The sequence below is a fragment of the Pseudomonas zhanjiangensis genome, from assembly GCF_041027545.1.
Classification (GTDB): Bacteria; Pseudomonadota; Gammaproteobacteria; order Pseudomonadales; family Pseudomonadaceae; genus Aquipseudomonas; species Aquipseudomonas zhanjiangensis.
Genome location: NZ_JBFTEG010000008.1, coordinates 165,115 through 186,964, shown reverse-complemented (window position 1 = coordinate 186,964; position 21,850 = coordinate 165,115). Strand labels below are relative to the sequence as shown.

Sequence of the window (21,850 nt, the reverse complement as noted above, 5' to 3'; positions counted from 1 at the left end):
AGGGTTGACAGATGAAACACCGCATAACGCGAAACCGGGAGGGCATTGCGAGCAGCACCGCTGCAGAGCAGTCGCAGCGGCGGCGCCAGCTTCGGCAGCACTTCAGCCGCCCTGCGGCGACTGGCACTGCCTGCGCTCGTGACTATCACCGGTGAAACAGCTGACAACTGGAGTGAACGAAAATCTGCATCAGAATCCGTAAGTTGCAGTTCGTTAACTATACTGATCACAACGATGTCGGTTTAATGACACGGAAGGTGGATGTGCATGCGCCGTTTCCTGCGTCATCCCAGTAACATGCCGGTGGAGTTGGTCCTGCGCAAGCAGGCTTTCCTACCCACACAAAGGCTGCACAACATCAGCCTCGGCGGTGTGGCATGCAACTCCAGCCGGGGCTTTCGCCGCGGCACGGCAATAGAACTGCGTATCCCCTTGCTAGGTGAACTGGCACGCTATGCCGGCGTCGTCGCCTGGTGCCACAAACAGACCGACGACTATCTGGTGGGCGTGGCCTTCCTGGATGAAGACACGCTGTTCCGCGCACGCATGGTCGAGCAGGTCTGTCAGATCGAGCAATACCGCCAGCATCTAGAGCAATCCTCGGGCAAACAATTGCCAATCGAGGCAGTAGCCCAAGAATGGATTGCCCAGCACGCTGCCGATTTCGACCAGGTTGCCCCCTAAGCTGGCACATCTGTCGACAAACTCACTGAGTATGCGATGGCGCCTGCGGCTTGGCTGCGCAGGGCCTGGGCGGATTAAGCCCTTCGGCCCATTGTCTAGCCGGCCCTTTACGCGCTAAGGTTCAGCTTCCCCGTTGTGCTCATTAATGCTGCGCTCCGCCACACGGGGATCGCTGGCGGCCGGCTCCTGTGACCTGACGATTCTGACCTGATGAAAAGCACGATGGCTGATTTACCGATCGATGACCTGAACGTTGCCTCCAACGAAACCCTGATCACCCCGGCACAACTCAAGCGCGAGATTCCGCTTACCGATGCGGCCCTGCACACTGTCGCAGAAGGTCGCCAGGTGATTCGCGACATCCTCGACGGCAAGGATCATCGCCTGTTCGTGGTGGTGGGTCCCTGCTCGATTCACGACGTCAAAGCCGCCCACGAGTACGCAGAACGCCTCAAGGTGCTTGCCGCCGAAGTCTCCGACAGCCTGTTTCTGGTGATGCGCGTGTATTTCGAGAAGCCGCGTACCACGGTCGGCTGGAAAGGCCTGATCAATGACCCTTACCTGGACGACTCGTTCAAGATTCAGGACGGCCTGCACATCGGTCGTCAGCTGCTGCGTGACCTTGCCGAGATGGGCCTGCCGACGGCCACCGAGGCGCTCGATCCGATCTCCCCGCAGTATCTGCAGGACCTGATCAGCTGGTCCGCCATCGGTGCGCGTACCACCGAGTCGCAGACCCACCGCGAAATGGCCTCCGGCCTGTCCTCCGCCGTGGGCTTCAAGAACGGCACCGATGGCGGCCTGACCGTGGCCATCAATGCCCTGCAGTCCGTCTCCAGCCCGCACCGTTTCCTGGGGATCAACCAGGAAGGTGGCGTCTCCATCGTAACCACCAAGGGCAACGGCTACGGCCATGTGGTGCTGCGCGGCGGCAACGGCAAGCCGAACTACGATTCGGTCAGCGTTGCTGTGTGCGAGCAGGAGCTGACCAAGGCCGGCATCCAGCCGAACATCATGGTCGATTGCAGTCACGCCAACTCCAACAAGGACCCGGCCCTGCAGCCACTGGTGATGGACAACGTGGCCAACCAGATTCTCGAAGGCAATCGTTCGATCGTCGGCCTGATGGTCGAGAGCCACCTCGGCTGGGGCAACCAGTCGATCCCCAAGGATCTGAGCCAGTTGAAATACGGCGTCTCCATTACCGATGCATGCATCGATTGGGACACCACCGAGAAAACCCTGCGCGGCATGCACGCCAAGCTCAAGGATGTTCTGCCCGTCCGGCAACGCGGCTAGTACAACTTGCAGACATGAAAACGCCGGGCTTGCCCGGCGTTTTCATGTCGTCCAGAGGGCGTGAATACCGCCCGCAACGCTTCAGCTTTTGGCGTGCCGCTGGCGCCGCTCCATATAACGTTCCACGTAGGAACACGAAGGAATGACCGTATAGCCCATCCGCTCGGCGTAGCGCAGGGCATCCTCGGTCAGCGCTGCCGCGATGCCACGGCCGCGCAACGAATTCGGCACGAAGGTGCGATAGATATCCAGCGTCTGCTTGCCCAGGTCCATATACGCGAGGTACGCACGATCACCGTCCACGGTCGTCTCGAACTGATGACTCTTCGTATTATGGTGAATGGACAACACCTCGCTCATCTTAACTCCTCGAAACGTTCTTATTCGGCCTGCGTACCCTGAATTGCCTTAATCATCACATCGGGCCAATGCCCGCCGAGTACCTGGGCGCTGAAACAGCCCGAGCCATTAGGCCTCCCGTGCGAAACCGCCTGACAATACCCAGTCATGATAGACAATCACGCAACGCGTCGACCGGGATCTTCGCCACGGTTCAAGGCATCGACGCCGACCGCAGCAGTCACTCACCGCCTGCCGCCCACCATGGCTCCTGAGCTTAACAGGCGAGCAGTGGCTAAGCCACTGAAAAGCCAAGGCTTAGGCCAAGCTTAAGACGGCAATACAGGCCAATACGGCCACCACCGGAATCAGCACGGTGATGACAAAGATATCCTTGTAGGCCTGCTTGTGGCTCAGCCCCATGATCATCAGCATGGCAATCACCGCTCCACAATGGGGTAGCGAGTCGAGGCCACCCGCGGCGATATTGGCAATGCGGTGCAAGACCTGCGGCTCCATGCCCATTTCCAGGTAGGTCGGCGCCAGAGTCTGCATGAAAATCTGCAGCCCTCCGGATGAAGACCCGACAATCGCCGAGACCACGCTGACAGAAGCAAAGACCGAGAGCAGCGGCGGCAAGTCGACCGACAGTATCCACTGAGCGAAATGACTGAACCCAGCCGTCTTGGTCACCACCCCACCAAAGCCAATGACCGCCGCGGTATTGAGCAACGGCATGATTGCATCGTCGGCCCCCTGCCCCAGGATAACCAGGGTATTGCGGCGCAAACCAGGGAACAGCAAAAGCGCGGCGGCCGAGGCAATGACCAGTGCCAAGCTGGGCCAGAGAATAGGCTGCGCCAGACTGAACGCGACAAGCGCCCCCATCGCCCCCTCACCGGGAGCAACCAACCCCGTCAGCAGCAACAGACGCGGTGACATGATGATGCCCAGCACCAAAACGATCGGCACCAGCGCCAGACGCCAGCTTGGAACGGCATCCGGCGTACTGGCCAACTGTTCCATGCGTGCATCCTGCGCATTGGCCTCGAACCCCTCGCCGCGCAGCGCCGCCAGACGCCACTCACGCTGCAGATAGGCCATGCCCAGCCCGATCATCAGCGCACTGGCGGCTATACCGATCCAGGCACCGGCAAACAAATCGGTGCCGAGGGCGCTGGCGGCAATCACGTTGTGAATCGAAGGCGTTCCCGGCAGGGCCGTCATGGTGAAGGTGCCCGCGCCAAGGGCCGTGGCGGCACAGAACAGGCGCTTGGGCAGGTTAGCCTCACGCATCAGCGTTATACCCAGGGGGTACATGGTGAAGATCACCACAAACACCACGACGCCACCGTAAGTCAGCACCGCACAGACCAGCATCGCCACCCACAGCGTCCGCCGAGTGCCAAGGCCTCGGGTAATGGCCTGGGCAATGCTGCTGGCCGCCTGACTGGCCGCCATGACCTTGCCGAAGATTGCTCCACAGAGAAACAGCACAAAGAACTTCCCGGCGAAGGAAAAAGCTCCAAGCGGACCAAATGGGAAGTATTCGAGAAGGGCTTGGGTGACCGGCAGGTCATTGCTCAGCGCCACCAGCATCGAACAAGACAGCGCGGCAATAAAGATGTTTACGCCCCGTAGCGCCATGAATATCAATAACGCCAACCCGGCCAACAAGCCCACATTTCCCAGCATGGGTACTTCCCCTTGTTATGCAAATCTCCATGGCAGGTCGCGTCATGCGTCGCCCCCGCCGATTATTCAACCGGGCACACCCTGCCACGGCACGACAACCCATGGCAATAAACGGCGGCCGTACAACGCAATCCAATTGGCTGTTTTTCATCCAGCCCAGAATTAATTTCAGTATCTGGCCAGCGAACCCTAAAAAAAATCTGCTGCGCTTGCCTCGCCTCCGTTTACTTACTAAAAGTTATGGGTAGTATGTACGCCGGCTAATTTCCTATGGTTGGAAATTGCTTTATGGAAAAACTCCATCTCAAGGGGAACCCGATGAACAACGCTCTGAAATTCTCTGCTCTGGCTCTGGCCGCAGTTCTGGCTACTGGCTGCAGCAGCATGTCCAAAGAAACCGAAGCTCGCCTGACCGCTACCGAAGACGCAGCAGCTCGCGCTCAAGCCCGTGCCGACGAAGCCTATCGCAAGGCTGATGAAGCAATGGCCGCCGCTCAGAAAGCTCAGCAGACTGCTGACGAAGCCAACGAGCGCGCTCTGCGCATGCTGGAAAAGGCAAGCCGCAAGTAATAGCTGTCAATGCTATGCCGGCCGACCCAGTCATTGGGTCGGCTTTTTTATTGCCTGCGTTCTTGGTCCGGACAAACACGCAAGCAATAAAAAACCCACTGACGTCTGCACGCAGTGGGTTTGGAAGATAAAACCGATGTTATCAGCGCTGAACGATTCCCCGCGCGCCAACGCCCCGGGCAGGACCTGCAATCCTCACCGGCAGACCGTCTTCCGCGGCGACCACTTCTCGTACCAGCTCCCAATCAAGGCTCAGTTCCGCCATATCGTCACGCTTGAGTAGCGCATTGATCACCGCGCTGTGCTTGTCGACTATCGAGGGTGTTCCCTGGTCATCAAGCGGGGCGTGGGCCTCCAGGTAGATCTTGCCATTGCTGCGGCCAAACTTGTACGGCTCGTTGATGATCCGCACCGCAGTTCCGACTGGCACCATACTGCCCAACTCGACGACGTTGTGATTGAGCATGCGGAAACAGCCGTGACTCACGCGCATGCCGATACCGAACTTCTTGTTGGTGCCATGAATCAGGTAGCCGGGAACCGACAGGGTCATCTTGTAGGGGCCCAGCGGATTATCCGGACCGGGCGGCACATAGCTGGGCAGCGGATCGCCGTTGGCCGCATGTTCCTCAAGAATCGACTTCGGCGGAGTCCAGCCCGGATTTGGCACCTTGCCAGTGATCCGCGCCTCCGCGACCGGTGAGCCCCAGCCTTCCCGGCCAATCCCGAGCGGATAGGTGTGAACCACGTTCTGCCCCTTCGGGAAGTAGTACATCCGATACTCGGCGAGATTGATCACCACACCCTCACGCGGACCGGGCGGCAAGATGAAGCGCGTCGGCAGGATGATTTCGGTCCCCTCGCCAGGCAGCCAGGCGTCGACACCGGGGTTGGCCGAGATCATCTCCAGGTAGCCCAGATCATTGGCCACGCCAAGATCGGCGAACGTATCCTCGTACTTGGCTTTGACTACCTGAATGTGGCCAACGATATCCTCACCAGGCGGCGGCAAAGGCAGCTCCATGGCAACGGTTGGGCCCATGGCGAAAAGCATGGCCAGAGGCAGATAACGGCCGACGGCGGCAACGCGCGACAACATCTGATGATCCTTGGTGAGAATGGCTGGCGAAATAGCCGCGATATTGTACACCCACGCCCGACGCTCGGGGAGGGTTCAGCGCTCCGGCCACAGCGGGCGATCGCCGCGCCGCCGGGCCTGCAGCGTGGTGCGACAGCCAGGACACAGGCGCTTGTCCCGCAGCGTCGCCTTATCCAGCTCACACCAACGCGGATTGGCCGGCAACAAACCGCCACACAGGGTCCGATCGGCAAAACCGCCCAGCTCGAGCTGACGCGCGACCAGATGCAAACGCACCTCTCGACAGGCGAACAGATCCAGCTGCTCATCCGGTTCGATCAGTTGGTAGGCATGCAAGGACCAGGCGAGACGCGGCATCGAGTGCTCCAGGGCGGGGGCGCAACCTTAGCCGAAAGGCCGCCCGCGGAAAAGCCTGTCAGAGCAGCGGCTGCAGGTGCGGCCAGACATTTTCCAGCAGCCGCGACTGGGCCTGCGCGGTCGGATGGATGCCATCGCGCTGCATCATGGAAGGTACGCCACCTATGCCCTCCAGCAGAAAGGGTACCAAGGCGGCGCCGGTCTCACGGGCCACCTTGGGGAAGACTTCGGCGAATGCGGTCGTGTAGCGCTGGCCGTAATTGGGCGGCAACTTCATCCCCAGAATGAGCACCTTGGCGCCTGCCTCCTGCGACTGCCGGACCATGTTGGCAAGATTCTGTTGCAATTGCGCCGGTGGCTGGCCACGCAGCCCATCGTTGCCCCCCAGTTCGACAATCACCAGGTCTGGACGGTGCTCGACCAGAAGCCCGGGAAGCCTGGCGGCGCCGCCTGCGCTGGTGTCGCCGCTAATCGATGCATTGACCACCTGGTAGTCATAGCCACGACCGGTCAGGCGCGTTTGCAGCAAGGCGACCCAACCTTGCCGGGTATCCAGCCCGAAAGCCGCGCTGATACTATCGCCGACGACCAGCAAGGAAGCCGCCGATGCGCCCTGCCCCCATAGCAGCAGGCAAAGAACGGTCCCGATCACCCCTGCACGCATTGGATTCTCCATGAGTTCTAGCATTCTCACCGCGCAGAACCTTAGCAAAGTGGTCCCCAGCGCGGAAGGCGAACTGGCCATCCTCCATGATCTCTGCCTGGAGCTCCAGCCTGGCGACAGCCTGGCCATCGTCGGCAGCTCGGGATCGGGCAAGTCCACCCTGCTCGGCCTGCTGGCCGGTCTCGACTTGCCGAGCAGCGGCAGAGTGGCGCTGGCCGGACACGAGCTGGACAAGCTCGACGAGGATCAGCGGGCGCGCGTTCGCGCCGAGCATGTGGGCTTCGTCTTTCAGTCCTTCCAGTTGCTCGACAGCCTCAATGCCCTGGAAAACGTCATGCTGCCGCTGGAGCTCGAAGGCCAGCGTGACGCTCGCGAGCGCGCACGAAGCCTGCTCGAGCGGGTCGGCCTGGGCCAGCGCCTGAACCACTACCCGCGCCAGCTGTCCGGGGGCGAGCAGCAACGCGTGGCCATCGCCCGCGCGTTCGTCGCCGCCCCTGCGGTGCTGTTTGCCGATGAACCCACCGGCAATCTGGATAGCCATACGGGCGAGCGGATCAGCGATTTGTTGTTCGAGCTGAATCAGGAGCGAGGGGCAACCCTGGTGCTGGTCACCCACGATGAGCGCCTGGCCCACCGCTGCAGGCGCCTGATCCGCCTCGAATGCGGCCGCCTGGTCGACCGCGTGGAACCCTGATGACGCGCCTGCCCTTTTCCAGACTGCTGTCGCTGGCGACTCGCCAGCTGGTGCGCGACCTGCGTAGCGGCGAGTTGCGCGTGCTGTTTTTCGCGTTGCTGGTGGCTGTGGCGGCCAGCACCGCGATCGGTTACTTCAGTGCCCGCCTGAATGATGCGATGCGCCTGCGCGCCAGCGAGTTCCTGGGGGCCGACCTGCTTCTCAGCGGCAGCTCGCCCGCCAGCGCAGAGCAGATCGCAACGGGGCGGCGACTGGGCCTGGCTCATGCCCAGCTGGTCGAGTTCTCCAGCGTGATCGCCGGCGATGCCGGCATCCAATTGGTCAGCGTGAAAGCCGCAGGCAGCAACTACCCACTTCGCGGACAACTGAAGAGTGCGCCAGCCCCCTATGCGCCGGAACAGATCGGTGCAGGCCCTCGGCGCGGAGAAGCCTGGGCCGAGACCCGCCTGTTCGCCGCCCTGGATCTGGCCGTCGGTGACAGTATCGAAGTCGGCGCTAAGTCGCTGCGCCTCAGCCGCGTACTGACCTACCTGCCCGATGAGGCCGGCGACTTCTACAGCCTGACGCCACACGTGCTCATGCACCTGGACGACCTGTCCGCCACCGGTGTGGTGCAGCCCGGCAGCCGGGTCAGGTACCGCGAGCAGTGGCGCGGCACGGCCGAAGCCCTGGCGGCGTACCGCCAGGCGATCGAGCCGACACTCGCCGCCAATCAGCGCCTGGAGGATGCCCGCGACAGCAACCGTCAGATCGGCGGCGCCCTGGGCCGTGCCGAGCGCTACCTGAACCTGGCCAGCCTGGCCGCGGTCCTGCTCGCCGGCGTCGCCGTCGCCCTGTCTGCCGCGCGCTTCGCTGCCCGGCGCTTCGACGCCAGCGCCCTGTTGCGCTGTCTCGGCCTGTCGCGCAGCCAGGCACTGACCCTGTTCGGCCTGCAACTGGCCATGCTCGGCGTCGCGGCCAGCCTGGCCGGCGCCCTGTTCGGCTGGCTCGGCCAGTACGGCCTGTTCTTCCTCTTGCGTGAGCTGCTACCCGCCGAGATTCCCGCCGGCGGCCCGTGGCCGGCACTGGCGGGCATCGCCACGGGACTGACCGCCCTCGCCGGTTTTGCCCTGCCACCTCTGGCCGCACTCGGGCGGGTACCGCCGCTGCGCGTGCTGCGCAGGGACCTGTTGCCGGTTCCGGCCAGCACCTGGCTGGTCTATGGCGGCGCGCTGCTGGCGCTCGGCCTGATCATGTGGCGGCTCAGCCTGGACCTGCAACTGACCTTCGCCCTGCTCGCCGGTGGCCTGGTCGCCGCCCTGTTGCTGGGCGGCCTGCTGCTGGTCGGCCTGCAAAGCCTGCGCCGCCTGCTCAGTCGCGCCGCACTGGCATGGCGCCTGGGCCTTGGCCAGCTGCTCCGCCACCCGCTGGCGGCGGCGGGCCAGGCCCTGGCATTCGGCCTGATCATCCTGGCCATGGCCCTGATCGCCTTGCTGCGCGGCGAGCTGCTCGACTCCTGGCAGCAACAGCTGCCGGCCGACGCACCCAATCATTTCGCCCTGAATGTGCTGCCGGCCGAGAAGGACGCATTCGCCGCGCGCCTGGCGGAACTCTCGCCGCACAGCGCGCCCCTCTATCCGGTGGTGCCCGGCCGCCTGGTGAAGGTCAATGGCGAGCCGGTAAGGCAGATCGTCAGCAAGGACTCCCAGGGCGAACGGGCGATTCGCCGCGACCTCAGCCTGACCTGGGCCGCCGAACTGCCGGACGACAATCGGCTGAGCGCGGGCAGCTGGTGGAACACCGCTGAGGCCGCGCAACTGCCCGGGGTTTCGGTGGAAACCCAGCTGGCCGAGAGTCTGAAGCTGAACCTGGGCGATCGCCTGAGTTTCAGCGTCGGCGGACTGGAACGCGACGCCCGGGTCACCAGCCTGCGCGACGTCGACTGGAACAGCTTTCACCCCAACTTCTACATGATCTTCCAACCCGATACGCTGCGGGACCTGCCGGTCACCTACCTGACGAGCTTCTACCTGCCGCCGCAGCAGGAACGCCAACTGGTGGCCCTGGCCCGGGCCTTTCCTGCGGTCACCCTGCTTCAGGTCGACGCCTTGCTGGCGCAGCTGCGCAGCATCCTGGCACAGGTCACCCTGGCCATCGAGTTCGTCCTCCTGTTCGTCCTCGCCGCCGGTCTGGCCGTGCTGTTCGCCGGGCTGCAGGCCACGCTCGACGAGCGCATCCGCCAGGGCGCGCTGCTGCGCGCGCTCGGTGCCGAGCGCCGCCTGCTGGTCAAGGCGCGGCGCACGGAATTTGCCTTGCTCGGCGCGGTCAGCGGCGTACTGGCGGCGCTAGGCTGCGAGCTGATCAGCTTCCTGCTCTACCACTACGCATTCGACCTGCGCTGGCAGCCGCACCCCTGGTTGCTGTCACTGCCGCTGCTGGGCGCCCTGCTGGTCGGCGGTGCCGGCATCATCGGCACCCGCCGCGCCCTGAACGCCAGCCCGCTGACGGTGCTGCGCGAGGGCTGATAAGATCGCTTTTTTCCGAAGCTTGCCCAGCCAATGAGTCGCTATCGCCCTCCCCGTACCGCCGGCACCCCCCTGATCACCCCCGAAGGCGAGGCGCGCCTGCGCGCCGAGCTGCACGAGCTCTGGCATGTACGCCGGCCGCAGGTAACCCAAGCGGTCAGCGAAGCGGCGGCGCAAGGCGACCGTTCGGAGAATGCCGAATACACCTACGGCAAGAAGATGCTCCGCGAAATCGACAGCCGCGTGCGTTTTCTGAGCAAACGCCTGGAGAACCTGAAGGTGGTCGACGCGCGCCCCAGCGACGCGGACAAGGTCTACTTCGGCGCCTGGGTCACCCTCGAGGACGAAGACGGCAACGAGTCCCGTTACCGGATCGTCGGTCCGGACGAGCTGGATCTGAAACTCAACCTGATCAGCATCGATTCGCCCCTGGCCCGTGCCTTGGTGGGCAAGGCGCTGGACGCCGAAGTGCGGGTGCAGACACCAACTGGCGAAAAGACCTGGTATGTGGTCGCAATCGACTATCCCTGAGTCTGCTACAGCAAACCGCGAGCCGTGGCCAATGCCGTTTTAGCGGCGCGTGATCAGCCCTTGGCGGGCGATTCGAGTCAGCTCGCGCAGCGTATCGTGCAGATCCTCGGCCCGAGGGGCTTGCACCACCGCCATATCGAAGCTGTCACTGGCAAAACGCGCCAGCGACTCGAGCTCATCAGCGAACTGGATCAGAAAGGCCTGCGAACCCTCGCGGCGCATCGGCCAGCCATCGAGCTGACGCAGCAGGGTCGGCTGGTGGCTGCCGCCGAGTAGAATTCTGGGCGTGCCGCGCGCCGCACCGGAGGTGATCGGACGCAGGCGAATAAGCGGTTGGGGACAGGTCATGCTGATGTCTCCGCCTCGGAAATTCCGCTGGGCAGCGGTGAGAGGCGACACCGTACCAGCGCTTTAGCGGTATTTCGAAGCCTCCCGGAGGACTTCTCTGAACCCCGCCATCGGCAAAGGGATCGGCGCCCCGCAAGTAGCTGTTTAAATCGGCGCCCGGGCATCCTAGAGAAGCCTGCACGATACTGTCAAGAAGGCCCACAGCCGGACCCTAGCCAATGCAATGCGAACGCCTGAGGCTGTTCTTCGCCCTGGACTGCCCTTCCGGGCTGGCCAGCGCCATCTCCCACTGGCGCGATGGCCTGCACCTGCCAGGCCGCCCCGTGGCGACAGACAACCTGCACCTGACCCTGGCCTTTCTCGGCAGCCAACCGCTCACCCGCCTTGCGGAGCTGCGCCAGGTCGCTGCATCGCTGCACCTGCCCGGTTTCGTCCTGCACCTCGATCGCCTGCAACAGCGCCGCAATGGCCTGCTCTATCTGGCGCCGAGCCAGCCCCCCGAGGCGCTGCTGACTCTCGCCGATAGCCTGCAACAAGCCCTGCGCGAGCTAGGCATAGCGCTCGATGAACGCGCCTTTCATGCCCACCTGACCCTGATGCGGCGCTGCCCGCGGCGGCCAGCGGCGGCTGCCCCATCCTTCACCTGGACGGTCGACCACTTCTGCCTGTTTGCGTCGCAACAGGCTAGCCAGGGCATCAATTACCACCGCTTGCAGCAGTGGCCGCTGCTGCCGCAAGCGCATGCCGCCGAAAGCGACGCCTCCTAGCCGCCCGCCCCGCTAACGCAAAAGACCCGCACGGGCGGGTCTTTTGTCGGTGCTCGGCGAGCCTTACCCGGCGATGCGCCTGTCCAGCGACAACCGCCCGGCCCCCTCGAATACCACCGCCAGGCTGATTGCCAGCAGCGCCAGGGCAAACTCGTAGCCGTTGTTGCTCATGAAGAAGCCGTTGGCCAGGTGCACGCTGGCAATGGCCACCAGCATGGTCAGCGCCAGCACCGCCGCGGCAGGCCGCGCCAGCAGGCCGACGATCAGCGCCAGGCCACCGAAGAACTCGGCGCTCCCCGCCAGCAAGGCCATCAGGTAGCCCGGCGCCAGGCCGATGCTCTCCATCCACTGGCCGACACCGGCCAGGCCGTAGCCGCCAAACCAGCCAAACAGCTTCTGGGCACCGTGGGCGGCGAAGGTCAGGCCGGCGATCAGCCGCAGGATGGTCAGGCCATAGCCGGCCTGGGTGGAGACAACAGACTTGATCAGGGTGTTCATGTGCGGCAGTCCTTCGGTTGAGGGAAGTGATGGCGCACATATTCAAACAAAACAATCGATATTAATAACGGATAATTCCGCTGTTAATTATCCACAAAAACGATATATCTGCGACCTTCAAAGCGCCCTATCGCGGCTCGAGCGAATAGCGCTCCCGGGCATAGGCCAGGTAGTACTTGTTGACGCTGTTGACGTAGCTGACCACGCCCATTCCGACCTGCTCCATGGCGATTCGCTCGACCTGAAAGAACCACTGATTCGGATTCAGCCCGCGCCGCCGCGCCTCGGCGCGCATGCTCTGCACCCGCTGCGGGCCCATGTTGTAACCGGCCAGGACAAAAGCCATTCGCTCGCGCTCGTTGAGCTGCGGGCTGTTGAAGTAGGTGCGGCGGATCTGGGCCAGATAGCGCGCACTGGCCTGCACGTTGTTGTCGAGCACGCCGATATTGTCGACGCCGACGCTGCGCGCCGCCGCCGGCGTGATCTGCATCAACCCCGTGGCGCCACCGGCACCGCGCGCGGCCGGGTTGAGGGTCGACTCCTTGAACGCCAGCGCCGCCAGCGCCAGCCAATCGAAGTTCTGCTGCTGGGCATGTCGCTGCAGTACCGGCCGCAGCTTGTCCAGTTTGTTGCGCTCGGCACGCCCCAGCGGATAGTGCACCCGATACAGGCGCCGGTAGACCCGTTGAAAGGCCGCATCCTGATCGGCCGGACTGCGATAGGACTTGAGAAAGCGGTCGACGTCTGCACCCAGCATGGGCGCGTCGCGGCGCACGAACCAACGCAGGCCGCCGTCCTTGGCCAGCAGCAACTGCGGCTCGAGACGCAACCTGGGCATGACCTTGGCCCAACGCTCGGCGATCGGCTGCTCCACCGCGGTCAGGCTGTAGATGCCGGCCTGGACCATCTCCAGCACGTCCTCGACCGCCAGGCTCGGGTCGACCCACTCGACGATGATCGGCGCTCGCTTGCTCTCGACCAGCTGCCGGTTGATCTGGCGCAGGGCCTCCCCGGCGACGCTGCCGGTGGGCAAGGCGAGGCTGCGCCCGGACATCTGCTCGAGACTCTGGTAGCGCCGGTCGCCCTGGCGGGATACCACGATCAGCGGCACATTGGCGACGATAGGCGTGCTCGCCCTGACACCACCGCCGCGCACATTGAGCAGCTCACCCGGCGCCACCAGGTCGCCTTCACCGCGCAGCAGTGCGCCGAGCAGCTGGTCCTTGGCCTTGGGGATTATTTTCAGCTTGAGCGTGCGACCGTTGCGCGCCGAGCGGTTGAGGTACTGCTCGAACGCGCGCAAACGGTGGTACTCCACGCCGATGCTCTGGCCCTTGACCTCCCCAGAGCTGTTGCGGCTCTGGTTGACCAGTACGCGCAGTTCGCCGCTGCTGCGAATACTGGCCAGGTCTCGCGCGTTGCTCGGTCGCGTCACTTCCTGCGGTCCGGCCACGCGTGCCGCGGCCGGCAACGGCAGCAACAGCAGCAGCAGGCAGAGGACAAACAGCGATCGCGACATGGTGTCTCCAAGGCCGGACGGCACGCTCTTGGGCGTTGCTGACCGAGTCTGAGTCTGGCTACGCGGGAAAAACAGCCTCGCGCCGGGCGCGGAGGTTCGCACAGGCCGCGCCTGGTTTCCAGCCAGGGTCGCGACCGACAGTCGCGAAGTGCCAGCATTTCCCGGTGATTTCGCCCTTTTTCGCGCGCTCAAAGGCTCTGCTATCCTGCCTGCCCCAACCAGCAGGTAGCACCATGCAGCTCATCGACATCGGCGTCAATCTGACCCACCCAAGTTTCGCCGACCAGCACCAAGTCATACTTGACCGGGCCTATGCCGCGGGGATCTGCCAACTGCTGCTGACCGGCACCAGCCAGGAAGAAAGCGAGCAGGCGCTGCTGCTGTGCCGTCGACTGGATGAGAGCGGCCAGCGCCTGTTCAGCACCGCCGGCATCCACCCGCACGATGCCAGCAGCTGGAACGGCGAGAGCGCCAGTCGGCTCAAGGCCCTGCTGGCCGAGCCCGAGGTACGGGCCGTGGGCGAATGCGGCCTGGACTTCAATCGCGACTTCTCGCCACGGCCGCAACAGGAAAAGGTGCTCGAGGAGCAGCTGGCGCTGGCGGTGGAGCTGCAGCGGCCGGTGTTCCTCCATGAGCGCGATGCCGACCAGCGCCTGCTGGCGATCCTGCGCGGCTTCCGCGACCGCCTGCCGGGGGCGGTGGTGCACTGCTTCACCGGCGAGAAGCGGGCCTTGTACAACTACCTGGACCTCGACCTGCACATCGGCATTACCGGCTGGATCTGCGACGAGCGCCGCGGTAAGCACCTGCAGCCGCTGGTCAGGGATATCCCGGCCGGCCGCCTGATGCTCGAAAGCGACGCCCCCTTTTTGCTCCCCCGCACTCTGCGTCCGAAGCCCAAGAGCGGGCGCAACGAGCCGGCATTTCTCACCGAGGTGCTGCGCGAAGTGGCCCGGCTCCGCGGTGAGAGCGCGCAGGCCCTGGCGACCCACAGCAGTGCCTGCGCCCGGCGCTTCTTCGGCCTGCCGACGATCCCGGAAAGCACTGACGAAGCGGACAAGTTTTCCTAAAGTCTCGGCAACTGCGGTCGCTAACAAAACTGACCGCCCTGTTGACCCGGATCAACGGCTCCAACGCCGTTCTGGGAGACAGTGCCGGCACTTTGCCAGATACCGTTTCCCCACGAATCAGAAGAAGAAGCCATGGGTACTTGGGTTCGCGATCTTTCCCTCAGATACAAGTTCTGGGCCGTCAATGCGGTGGCCTTCGTCACCACCCTGCTACTGGTCCTGTATGCGCTGCACGTAGAGCAACAGGCGCGCAGCGACGCCGCCAAGCATGCCGCTCTGGAGCAGGCCAGCCTATTCGGCCAGTGGCCTGCGGATCAGCCGCTGCCCAAGGCGCCGCAGCTGGTGGCCTTCGCCGAAGGCGAGACACCGCGCCTGCCCGCCAACCAGGGCGCTGCACTGAGCCGGGCACGCGGCTGGGTCGAGCTGGAGCACGACAGCCTCGCGGGCCAGGCAACGCCGATCGGCGCCGTGGTCGTCGACCTGGGTCAGGGCAAACGCCTGGCGGTGCTCGCCCAGGCCCCCGGGCTGATGCAGGTATTCGCCGAACGCGCACCGAGCTACGCGCTGGTCGTGGCCCTGTTGATGCTGATCCTGCTGGGCGCCTCGCAGCTGTTGATCCGCTTTCTGCTGAGCCACCTCAACACCCTCAAGGATGTGATGCTGCTGGTCGAGAAGAACGGCGACCTGGCCGCCCGGGTGCCGCTCGATTGCCGCGACGAAGTCGGCCAGATGGCCTCGGCCTTCAATGCCATGCAGGCCGGCTACCAGCGGGTAGTCGGGATCGTGGCCCAGACCGCGGCGCGCCTGGACGAAGGCGCCGAGCGCCTGGCCAGCAGCATGCGCGACGTACGCCAGGGCATGCTCGAACAACAGTGCGAGACCGAACAGGCCGCCACTGCGATCAACGAGATGTCCACCACGGTGCACCACATCGCCCAGCACACCGCCGATACCCGCGACCAGTCGAAGAGCGCCGAACAGCTGGCCGGCAATGGCCAGCAGGTGGTGGTGCGCGTCGGCCAGTCGATCGCCGGGCTGTCCAGTGGCGTGCAGCAAACGGCGCAAATGATTCAGCAGCTGGCCGCCGACAGCCAGAAAATCAGCGGCGTGGTCAGCGAGATCCATGGGATTGCCGAGCAGACCAACCTGCTCGCCCTCAACGCCGCCATCGAAGCCGCCCGTGCCGGGGAAATGGGCCGTGGCTTCGCCGTGGTGGCCGATGAAGTACGCAACCTGGCCAAGCGCGTGCAGGACTCGACCGACGAGATCACCCAGATGATCACCACCCTGCAGAGCGGTACCCGCGATGCCGTCGAGTTCATGCAGGAAAGCTCGCTCAAGGCCGACGACTGCGTGCAACAGGCCCGCGAGGCCGGCGAGGCACTAGCGGCCATCACCGGCTCGGTGGCGAACATGCGCGAGAGCAACACGCAGATTGCCGTGGCTGCCGAGCAGCAGAGTCAGGTCGCCGAAGAGATGAACCGCGCGGTGGTCAGCATTCGCGACGTCACCGAACAGACCGTGCAGCAGACCAGCGGATCGGCCAGCACCAGCAGCGAACTTGCCGCGCTGGCCGGCGAGCTGAACAAGGCCATCCGTCAGCTCAAGCTCTGACCCCGGCAGCGCCTGGCGATCAGCCGAAGACCGTCACCGTCTGCCGGCTGATCGCCAACAATTCGCCGCCAGGGCTCCACAACGCCGCGGCGACATGGCCGTAGCCATCGCGCGCATGTTCGATCTGCGCACGGTACAGGCACCAGTCCTGGGTACTCAGCTGCGCCGGCGGCTGGATGAACTCGATGGTCCAGGTCAGCGAACTACCCGGCGCGGGTGCCCGCAGATGCGACAGCAGCGCCGGCGGCCAGGCGTCGACCAGCGCCAGCAGGTGCGCATTGCCAACCGGCTCGGCATTCTCGGTGTCGCGCAGGCGTACCCAGCCGCCCATCTCCCGCGATGGATTATTGCTGAACGGCATGCCGCCAATCGCCCAGCGCATCGCCAGGAATCGAGTGAACTCAGGCGTTACGTTGCGCACATAGGGCAACTCCTGGCACTCCTCCACCGGCTTTACGCAGGGCGCGGCCATCGCCGCCACCTCTACCGCCGACTGCCGCGCCGCACCGAAACTGCCCTGCACCAGGGTCACTACCTGGCCGTCCTGTACTGCACGCCCCAGGACCTGGCTGACCGCCTTGCCTTCGCGCAGCACCTCGGCCTCGAAGCGCGTCGGCACCTCGGCCGCGACCGGCCCGACAAAGGTGATAGCCAGCGAACGCAGTGGCCGTCCGGCCGGCACCTGGGCCTGCATGGCCTCGTACACCAGCGCCGCGATCAAGCCGCCGAAACTGGCGCGCCCCTGACCCCAGTCCGCAGGAATAACCACCGCCTGGGGCTTTGCGCGCACCGCCTCGAGCAACTCGGAGAACCTCATAACCACCTCACCATAGGAATGCAGGGTGATCTTAGGGGATAACCGCAGCCCGACAGTAGCCTCCGAGTGCAGCAATTCAGCCAAACCAAGCGGGTAATTTGGCCAACATTTCAGGATCCAGAGGCAAACACCAGTCGCAGCGCCTCAAGCGCCTGGTCAGCGGCCCGCTCGGTCGCCCGCATGGCGCGACGCCAGCCGTCCACGCAAGGTTGCAGGTCAGGCTCCTGCTCGGCCCGCGCCAGCCACTGGAAGTAGTCATGCCAGTCGCCCAGCTCCGACTGCGCCTGCTTCAGCCGCATCAGCACCTTGCCGGATAGACCGGCCTGCTGTGGATAGGCCTCGGCCCCGTAGCGGACCCGCTTGATCAACAGGCGCAGGCGATGGCGATCATGGGCCGGGTCGAGCAGCGCCGCCGCCAGCTGCCGCTGCTGCTTGCGCAGACGGCGCCTGATCCTCTTGTGCAGGCCGTCGAGCTGGCCGTCTGCCCGCGCCTCACGCCACAGCGCTGGCCAAGCGTCCAGGGCGGCGAACAGGGCCGACAGCTCGGCGCTGTCGAGCAATGCCGAATGGCCCTGGCGCACTTGCGGCTGACGCCGCCTGAAGGCATCGGCGGGCCCCTTCGCCTGCAGGTGCGCGAGCAGCACCTCGAGGTCGCGCACGGGGCCACTGAGGTGGCCAAACGCGGCGGCCCGCTGCTGCAGCTGCGCGCATGCCGGCAGCTTGCGCAAGGGGCGCAGCAGGCTGCGCAACCTGCGCAGGGTGACACGCAGATCGTGAAGCGCCTCCGCGTCCGTTCCGGCGGCCATGCGCTCGTGACAGGCGTAGAGCGCCACCTGCAGGCGCAGCAGCGTCGTCAGCACGGCTTCAAACTGATCCTTCATCACCTGCTATCTCGTTCCAGACTCGTCAAGCGCCAGGGCAGCGCTCGCCGCAACGCCGCCAGCTGCGTCCGCAACAGCGCGGGCGACGCATTCCCCCCCGCATAGCGCTGCTGTTCGTAGGCATCGGCGAAGCGGCGGATCGGCCCAGCCTGCTGCGGCAGGGCCCGGGCTGCACGTTCAGCATAGGCCCGTGCGCCCTCGCCGGGCGAACGGGGCACTGCATGGCGCGCCAGCAAGCGCTCGAAGCGTCTGAACAGGCGCTGCTGCGCATCCACCTCGCGCTGCCAGGGCTTGAACAGCCAGAGGGCCAGCACAGCCAGCAGAAGGCCGGCGCCGGCAACCAGCGCGAAGCCCAGCGTGCGCCCGTCGGTATGACCGAACCAGCGCTGCAGCAGGCGCAGCTGTTCAGCGCCTTGGTAGCCCAACACCCAGCGCTGCCAACCATAGTTGAGATTATCCCAGCCCAGGCGCAGGCGGTTGAGCCAGTCGAGCTGGCGATAGCGCAGCGGCGAAAACGGCAGGTCTTCGAGAAAGCTCTGCTCCTGCGCCAGCGCCTCCTCCAGGCCGGCCTCGATGCGTTCGGGGGCGACCTGAAAGGTCGGGTCGACCGCCAGCCAGCCGCGACCGGGCTGCCAGTACTCGACCCAGGCATGGGCATCGAACTGGCGCACCTGAATATAGTTGCCCGCCGGGTTGTACTCCCCGCCCTGATACCCGGCCACCACTCGCGCCGGGATGCCGGCCGCGCGCAGGACGAAGGTCATGGCACCGGCGTAATGGGCGCAAAAGCCGCTACGCGTCTCGAACAGAAACTCATCGATGCTGTCGCGACCCAGCTTCGGCGGGCGCAGCGTATAGCCGAAGGGCTGGCGGTTGAAGCGGCTGAGCAATGCCTGCACCAGTTGCTCGGCCTGCGGATACTGCCGCCTGAGCTCGGCACCCCAGGCGCGGCTGCGCGGATCACCGCCGACTGGCAGTTGCAGGGCAGTGGCCAGGCGCGCGGCACTCGCGTCCGGCTCGCGCACCACCGCCGGCCAGGAGCTGACCCGGTACAGCAACGCCCGATCGACCGGGCCCGGAAGCTGCAGGCGGAAGTCGCTCATCTGCCGGGTGTGCGCCAATCGGGTTTCGCCGACATCCAGGGCGAACAGCCAGGGCTGCGCACTTGGCTGCATGATGATGCTGTAGTGCAGGGGCTCCCCGCGCTTCTCCCAGAGGGCGGGTGGCGCCTGCTTGCTCAGGCTCGACTGCGACCAGCGCCGGCCATCGAAATGGTCCAGGGTCAGGGCCCGCCAATACAGCTCGCTACGCGGTGGCGTTCTACCCTCGAAGCTGGCCCTAAATACCAGCGCCGGCGAACGGCTCAGCTCGGCGATGTCCGCCGGCGCCATGCTCTCGGACAGGCCGCTGAGCGCCCGGTTTTTCGGTGCCGGCATCGACCACAGCGGCTCCAGGCGCGGAAATAGCACAAACAGCAGCAGCATCAACGGCAGCGCCTGCAACAGCAGGCCAGCGGCCAGTCGTAAGGTCGGCCATGGCTGAGCCGCCACATCGCTCTGTTGCAGGCCGATCAGCGCGGCGAGCAAGGCGGTCACCGGCAGCAGACTGTAGAGCGCGGCGAGGATGCCATCGTCGAACAGGTAGGCGGTGACCACCGAGAAGAAACCGAGAAAGATCAGCACCAGGGCATCACGCCGCGTGCGCATTTCCAGCAGCTTGAGAATGAAGGCGGCGATCAGCAGCACCACGCCGGCATCCAGCCCGACCAGACTGCCGCGCGACAGCAATACCCCTGCCGCCGCGCCCAGAATCAGACCGCCCCGGAGCCAGCCATTGGGATAGCCCATGCGCATGCGGAAGATCTGCACTCGCCAGGCCGCGCAGACAAGCCACAAGGCCACGACCCAGAGCGGCAAATGCCCCAGGTGCGGGATGATCACCAGCGCCTGGGCCACCAGCAGCCAGATCAGGCTGATCCGCGGTATCGCCGCCGCGCCGTTCATCCAGACTCACCGAACAGCGCCAGAGCCCGCAGGCAGTTCTCGCGGTGGCGTTCGCCGCTGTCGCAGGGAAGGACCTGATCTGGCAGGTACAGGGCGAAGGCCTGCTGGCGCCGGGACAGTTGCAGCACCCAATGGCAAAGCAGCGACAGGCGCGTTTCGACATCACCACCGAGTTGGTCGAAATCCAGCACGAGGTCCTCGCCGCTCAGGGCGGCGAAGTCCTTGACCAGCAGCCCCTGCCCGCGCGAATACGCCTTCCAGTGCAGGCGACGCCTGGATTCGCCCGGCTGATAGTGTTTGAGGCCCTGAAAATCCTCGGCACCGCGCCCCTGGACTTGTGAGCCTGGGACCTCCTGCTGCTCATCGGCGCCGCCGGCCAGCAGCAACTCGCCCGCCTTTGGCTGCGGGTAGACCAACAGCGCCTGATCGAGATCGACCCAGCTCCAGGCCACCAGAATGCCCAGCGGAAAGCGGCTCTCGACCCGCAGGCGACCCGGGCGCAGCCAGCCCCGGTGCAACGCCGGCAGGTTCAGTTCGCAATCGCTGCTCCCCTGCGCCGGCACATCCAGGCTCTGCAACTCGCTCGGCGGCCAGCCCAGGGCAATCGCCTGATGCGATCGCGCGTCGCTTTCCAGGCGCACGCGAAAGTGCCCGCACTCACCGGCGAATACCGGGCTCGCCCCCGCGGCCTTGAGGATCAGGCCGGCGAGGTTGCGGTAGGTATGCAGGATGGTGATGACGAATACCGCGCCGAGCATGAAGGTCAGGCCATAGGCCAGGCTGTTCTGGTAGTTGATCGCCGCCAGCAGCATCAGCAGCAGGGCCAGGGCGAAAGCCGCGCCGACCCGCGTCGGGAGGATGAAAATCCGTCGCTGATTGAGGCGCACGACGGGCGACTGCGGGATCCGACGGGCCAGCCAGCGATCCCAGTGCGGCTTGAGCCATGCGCTCACAGCGCCGACACCTCGCTCAGCAGCCACTGAACCAGGGCTCCGGCGCCGTGACCGGCAGGGTCGGCGCGTTCGCGCAGGCGATGGCCGACCACCGACGGCAACACCGCTTGCACATCCTCGGGAATCACGTAATCGCGCCCGGCCATAAATGCCCAGGCCCGCGCCGCGCCCAGCAATGCCAGGCTCGCCCGCGGCGACAGCCCCCAGGCGAACTGGGGCTGGCAACGCGTCGCCTCGACCAGGCGCAGCACGTAATCCACCAGGGCATCGCTGACGCGCACCTTGGGCACTTCGGCCTGAATCATGGCCAATTCGGCATGATCGAGCACCGGCTCCAGGCGCGGCAGCAGTGATCGGCGTGAGTCGCCCAAGAGCAAGGCCCGCTCCGCCGCCTTGGCCGGATACCCCAGTGACAGGCGCATGAGGAAGCGGTCCAGTTGCGACTCCGGCAGGGCGAAGGTGCCGCCCTGGGTTACCGGGTTCTGCGTGGCAATGACGAAAAAGGGTTCGGGCAGCGGTCGGGTTGCGCCCTCGATGGTCACCTGGCCCTCCTCCATGGCTTCGAGCAACGCACTTTGGCTCTTCGGCGTGGCCCGGTTGATCTCGTCAGCCAGCACCAGTTCGGCGAAGATCGGCCCGGGGTGGAAGCTGAACTGTCCACTGTGCCGGTCGAACACCGAGGTGCCGAGAATGTCGCCGGGGAGCAGGTCAGAGGTGAACTGGATACGCTGAAAGCTCAGCCCCAGCACCTTGGCCAGCGCGTGGCTGAGGGTGGTCTTGCCCATCCCCGGCAGGTCTTCGATCAACAGGTGCCCGCGCGCCAGCAGGCAGGCCACGGCCAGGCGTACCTGCGGCTCCTTGCCCAACAGCACCTGATTCACCGCGGCCAGGCAGGTATCCAGTTTGGTGCGCATCGCTCACTCCTCATGCAAGTGACACGATGC

General features: G+C 65.0%; 22 protein-coding genes. 9 read left to right on the top strand and 13 right to left on the bottom strand.

The window, feature by feature from the left end; genetic code table 11:
* Positions 1-267 precede the first annotated feature (267 nt).
* Positions 268-684 carry a PilZ domain-containing protein gene (locus AB5S05_RS12215; RefSeq protein ID WP_369287796.1) on the top strand — a complete coding sequence of 139 codons (417 nt, stop codon included), beginning with the start codon at positions 268-270 and terminating at the stop codon, positions 682-684.
* Positions 685-906: 222 nt separating this feature from the next.
* Positions 907-1,983, top strand: coding sequence for a 3-deoxy-7-phosphoheptulonate synthase (locus AB5S05_RS12210; protein ID WP_369287795.1), 1,077 nt, complete (start codon positions 907-909; stop codon positions 1,981-1,983).
* 81 nt (positions 1,984-2,064) lie between these two features.
* On the opposite strand, the gene AB5S05_RS12205 is transcribed toward AB5S05_RS12210, so the two are convergent.
* Positions 2,065-2,343, bottom strand: coding sequence for a GNAT family N-acetyltransferase (locus AB5S05_RS12205; protein ID WP_438943571.1), 279 nt, complete (start codon positions 2,341-2,343; stop codon positions 2,065-2,067).
* 297 nt (positions 2,344-2,640) lie between these two features.
* The gene (locus tag AB5S05_RS12200) at positions 2,641-4,017 is read right to left on the bottom strand and encodes a GntP family permease (RefSeq protein ID WP_369287794.1); all 1,377 of its coding nucleotides are present in this window, start codon (positions 4,015-4,017) and stop codon (positions 2,641-2,643) included.
* Between the two features lie 318 nt (positions 4,018-4,335).
* On the opposite strand from AB5S05_RS12200, the gene oprI reads away from it, so the two are divergent.
* Positions 4,336-4,587 carry an outer membrane lipoprotei OprI gene (gene oprI, locus AB5S05_RS12195; protein ID WP_369287812.1) on the top strand — a complete coding sequence of 84 codons (252 nt, stop codon included), beginning with the start codon at positions 4,336-4,338 and terminating at the stop codon, positions 4,585-4,587.
* A 142-nt stretch (positions 4,588-4,729) separates the two neighbouring features.
* Here oprI and AB5S05_RS12190 read toward each other — a convergent pair whose 3' ends face one another.
* The 3 genes from AB5S05_RS12190 to AB5S05_RS12180 all read right to left on the bottom strand — a co-directional run bounded on the left by AB5S05_RS12190 (position 4,730) and on the right by AB5S05_RS12180 (position 6,707).
* Positions 4,730-5,686, bottom strand: a complete 957-nt coding sequence (locus AB5S05_RS12190; RefSeq protein WP_369287793.1) for a L,D-transpeptidase family protein — start codon at positions 5,684-5,686, stop codon at positions 4,730-4,732.
* A gap of 75 nt (positions 5,687-5,761) precedes the next feature.
* Positions 5,762-6,043: a hypothetical protein gene (locus AB5S05_RS12185; RefSeq protein ID WP_369287792.1), complete on the bottom strand. Its 282-nt coding sequence runs from the start codon at positions 6,041-6,043 to the stop codon at positions 5,762-5,764.
* A gap of 58 nt (positions 6,044-6,101) precedes the next feature.
* Positions 6,102-6,707, bottom strand: a complete 606-nt coding sequence (locus AB5S05_RS12180; protein ID WP_369287791.1) for an arylesterase — start codon at positions 6,705-6,707, stop codon at positions 6,102-6,104.
* 10 nt (positions 6,708-6,717) lie between these two features.
* Here AB5S05_RS12180 and AB5S05_RS12175 point away from each other — a divergent pair, with 10 nt between their 5' ends.
* The 3 genes from AB5S05_RS12175 to greB are packed head-to-tail and all read left to right on the top strand — an operon-like array spanning position 6,718 to position 10,436.
* Entirely contained in the window at positions 6,718-7,401 is a 684-nt protein-coding gene (locus AB5S05_RS12175) for an ABC transporter ATP-binding protein (RefSeq protein ID WP_369287790.1), read from the top strand.
* The gene (locus AB5S05_RS12170; RefSeq protein ID WP_369287789.1) at positions 7,401-9,905 is read left to right on the top strand and encodes an ABC transporter permease; all 2,505 of its coding nucleotides are present in this window, start codon (positions 7,401-7,403) and stop codon (positions 9,903-9,905) included. Before AB5S05_RS12175 ends, AB5S05_RS12170 begins: the two co-directional genes overlap by 1 nt.
* Before the next feature lie 33 nt (positions 9,906-9,938).
* Positions 9,939-10,436 (top strand): transcription elongation factor GreB, encoded by a 498-nt coding sequence (gene greB, locus AB5S05_RS12165; protein ID WP_369287788.1) that lies wholly within the window; start codon positions 9,939-9,941, stop codon positions 10,434-10,436.
* Positions 10,437-10,475: 39 nt separating this feature from the next.
* Here the strand turns inward: greB and AB5S05_RS12160 are convergent, their stop codons facing one another.
* Positions 10,476-10,784, bottom strand: coding sequence for a class I SAM-dependent methyltransferase (locus AB5S05_RS12160; RefSeq protein WP_369287787.1), 309 nt, complete (start codon positions 10,782-10,784; stop codon positions 10,476-10,478).
* A gap of 218 nt (positions 10,785-11,002) precedes the next feature.
* On the opposite strand from AB5S05_RS12160, the gene thpR reads away from it, so the two are divergent.
* Positions 11,003-11,551, top strand: a complete 549-nt coding sequence (thpR, locus tag AB5S05_RS12155; protein WP_369287786.1) for an RNA 2',3'-cyclic phosphodiesterase — start codon at positions 11,003-11,005, stop codon at positions 11,549-11,551.
* Positions 11,552-11,614: 63 nt separating this feature from the next.
* On the opposite strand, the gene AB5S05_RS12150 is transcribed toward thpR, so the two are convergent.
* Together AB5S05_RS12150 and AB5S05_RS12145 are read right to left on the bottom strand one after the other, a co-directional pair.
* Positions 11,615-12,049 (bottom strand): DoxX family protein, encoded by a 435-nt coding sequence (locus tag AB5S05_RS12150; protein ID WP_369287785.1) that lies wholly within the window; start codon positions 12,047-12,049, stop codon positions 11,615-11,617.
* A gap of 127 nt (positions 12,050-12,176) precedes the next feature.
* Positions 12,177-13,568 (bottom strand): MltF family protein, encoded by a 1,392-nt coding sequence (locus AB5S05_RS12145; protein ID WP_369287784.1) that lies wholly within the window; start codon positions 13,566-13,568, stop codon positions 12,177-12,179.
* A gap of 233 nt (positions 13,569-13,801) precedes the next feature.
* Between AB5S05_RS12145 and AB5S05_RS12140 the strand changes: the two genes are divergently transcribed.
* Positions 13,802-14,638, top strand: coding sequence for a TatD family hydrolase (locus AB5S05_RS12140; protein ID WP_369287783.1), 837 nt, complete (start codon positions 13,802-13,804; stop codon positions 14,636-14,638).
* A gap of 132 nt (positions 14,639-14,770) precedes the next feature.
* Positions 14,771-16,252, top strand: a complete 1,482-nt coding sequence (locus AB5S05_RS12135) for a methyl-accepting chemotaxis protein (RefSeq protein ID WP_369287782.1) — start codon at positions 14,771-14,773, stop codon at positions 16,250-16,252.
* A 19-nt stretch (positions 16,253-16,271) separates the two neighbouring features.
* On the opposite strand, the gene AB5S05_RS12130 is transcribed toward AB5S05_RS12135, so the two are convergent.
* The 5 genes from AB5S05_RS12130 to AB5S05_RS12110 all read right to left on the bottom strand — a co-directional run bounded on the left by AB5S05_RS12130 (position 16,272) and on the right by AB5S05_RS12110 (position 21,820).
* Positions 16,272-17,069, bottom strand: coding sequence for an acyl-CoA thioesterase (locus AB5S05_RS12130; RefSeq protein WP_369287781.1), 798 nt, complete (start codon positions 17,067-17,069; stop codon positions 16,272-16,274).
* 110 nt (positions 17,070-17,179) lie between these two features.
* Positions 17,180-17,950: a CHAD domain-containing protein gene (locus AB5S05_RS12125; RefSeq protein WP_369287780.1), complete on the bottom strand. Its 771-nt coding sequence runs from the start codon at positions 17,948-17,950 to the stop codon at positions 17,180-17,182.
* Positions 17,950-19,953, bottom strand: coding sequence for a transglutaminase TgpA family protein (locus AB5S05_RS12120; protein ID WP_369287779.1), 2,004 nt, complete (start codon positions 19,951-19,953; stop codon positions 17,950-17,952). The genes AB5S05_RS12125 and AB5S05_RS12120 overlap by 1 nt, the downstream gene beginning before the upstream one ends.
* Positions 19,950-20,906, bottom strand: a complete 957-nt coding sequence (locus tag AB5S05_RS12115) for a DUF58 domain-containing protein (RefSeq protein WP_369287778.1) — start codon at positions 20,904-20,906, stop codon at positions 19,950-19,952. The genes AB5S05_RS12120 and AB5S05_RS12115 overlap by 4 nt, the downstream gene beginning before the upstream one ends.
* Positions 20,903-21,820: an AAA family ATPase gene (locus tag AB5S05_RS12110; RefSeq protein WP_369287777.1), complete on the bottom strand. Its 918-nt coding sequence runs from the start codon at positions 21,818-21,820 to the stop codon at positions 20,903-20,905. Before AB5S05_RS12110 ends, AB5S05_RS12115 begins: the two co-directional genes overlap by 4 nt.
* Positions 21,821-21,850: the final 30 nt, after the last annotated feature.